This is a genomic window from Methylobacterium sp. WL9, assembly GCF_008040035.1.
Classification (GTDB): Bacteria; Pseudomonadota; Alphaproteobacteria; order Rhizobiales; family Beijerinckiaceae; genus Methylobacterium; species Methylobacterium thuringiense.
Map to the genome: position 1 here is coordinate 1 of NZ_VRVE01000190.1, position 1,055 is coordinate 1,055.

General features: G+C 70.2%; 1 protein-coding gene and 1 pseudogene. One reads left to right on the forward strand and one right to left on the reverse strand.

The window, feature by feature from the left end:
* Nucleotides 1-453, forward strand: a pseudogene (locus FV217_RS22405) (radical SAM protein); the annotation flags it as partial.
* A 3-nt stretch (nt 454-456) separates the two neighbouring features.
* Here the strand turns inward: FV217_RS22405 and FV217_RS22410 are convergent.
* Nucleotides 457-1,055 (reverse strand): ribonuclease HII (locus FV217_RS22410; protein ID WP_246683160.1); only part of this gene is annotated, 599 nt, incomplete at its 5' end.

Genomic DNA, 1,055 nt, shown 5'->3' on the forward strand with positions numbered 1-1,055 from the left:
CCCCACCCCCAAAAACGCCTCGCCGCCATCCGCGGATTGGCCGAGGCCGGCGTGCCGGTCATGGCGATCGTCGCTCCGATCATTCCCTCCCTCAACGACCACGAGATCGAAGCCATCTTGAAGGCGGCCCGCGAGGCTGGCGCTCGGGAAGCGAACTACGTCCTGCTGCGCCTGCCGCGCGAGCTCGACGGCCTCGTAAGCGACTGGTTTTCCGAGCATTATCCCGGCCGGAGAGACCATGTCTTCTCGCTGCTCACGCAGGCCCGCGGCGGCAAGTCCTACGACGCGGCCTGGGGGACGCGGATGATCGGGGAGGGGCCCTATGCCGACCTCATCCGCCGCCGGTTCGCCCTCGCCAAGAAGCGCCTCGGCTACCCCGAAGAGAGGCTGCGGCAGAGGACGGACCTGTTCCGCCGGCCCGAGAAGCCGGGCGACCAGCTCGCCCTGTTCTAACCCTCAGAACCGCCTGGTAAAACTCAACCGATGATGTGGGCAGCGCCCCTGCGCCGTGAGCCCGGCGAGATGGGCGGCAGTGCCGTAGCCGACATTGCGCTCCCAGCCATAGGCGGGATGGCGGAGCGCGAGGCGCCGCATGAGATCGTCGCGAAACGTCTTGGCGACGATCGAGGCGGCGGCGATCTGGGGGATCAGCCTGTCACCGCCGACCACCGCCCGGCAGGGCAGGGCGAGCCCTGGAACGACGTCCCTGCCGTCGACCAGAACCGGCGCCTCGATCCCGAGCCGGGTTACCGCCCTGCGCATGGCGTCGAGGGTCGCCGCGCGCACGTTGATGCGGTCGACGAGTTTTCGCGATGCGGCGGCGAGCGATACCCGGGCGTGCGCGCGGATCAGGGGCGTCAGCATCTCACGCGTCGCCCGGTCGAGGCGCTTGCTGTCGTCGAGCCGGGCCAGCAGGTGCGGCGGAAACAAGAGCGGGTTGAACCAGATCGCCGCGACCAGAACCGGCCCGCAGAGCGCTCCGCGCCCGACCTCGTCGCAGCCGATCACGGCCGGGTACTCGGCCACCCGGGCGGGGTCGAAGGGGCGCTTGGGGC